Here is a 629-nt window from a genome sequence, read left to right as displayed (position 1 = left end):
TCTTTAAAACAAGCCCGTGAATTGGCAACTGGGTGGCGGGCTGTTTTACGTGAAGGGCGTGACCCTATTAAAGAACGTGAAAAACAAAAGCGTGAGGCAATAAGCAATCTCCATTACTTAAAAGATATTGCACTAGATACTTTTGAAACTCGTAAAGCTGAATTAAAAGGTGATGGTAAAAATGGTAAATGGTTTACACCTTTACGCCTTCATATTCTCCCTAAATTAGGCTGTTTACCCGTTTCAGAGATTACGCAAACAGAGATACGCAATACCCTTTCTCCCATTTGGCATACAAAGGCTGTAATTGCTCGAACAGCATTGATACGTCTTAATCTTTGTCTCAAACATGCGGCTGCATTAGGTGTAGATGTTGATTTACAAGCTGTAGAAAAAGCAAAAGCTCTCTTAGGAAAACAACGCCATAAGGTCACTAATAGACCAGCCATGGATTGGAGAGAGGTTCCGGCTTTTTATAAAACACTCTGTGAAGCATCAACCATAACACAACTGGCTTTGCGTTTGCTTATTCTGACAGGTGTTCGTACCAATCCTTTACGTCATATTCATAAAGATCAAATTGATGGGGATATATGGACCATACCTGCTGAAAATATGAAAGGCAAGCG

General features: G+C 40.1%; 1 protein-coding gene. It reads left to right on the top strand.

Going from position 1 to position 629, the window contains the following annotated elements:
- A partial coding sequence (locus ACFINY_RS09905) for a tyrosine-type recombinase/integrase (RefSeq protein WP_375701084.1) occupies positions 1–629 on the top strand: 629 nt, incomplete at both ends.

This window comes from Bartonella sp. AA23NXGY (assembly GCF_042197165.1).
Taxonomy (GTDB): domain Bacteria; phylum Pseudomonadota; class Alphaproteobacteria; order Rhizobiales; family Rhizobiaceae; genus Bartonella.
The sequence above is the reverse complement of the archived record's forward strand: the minus strand, read 5'-3'. Positions and strand labels throughout refer to the sequence as shown.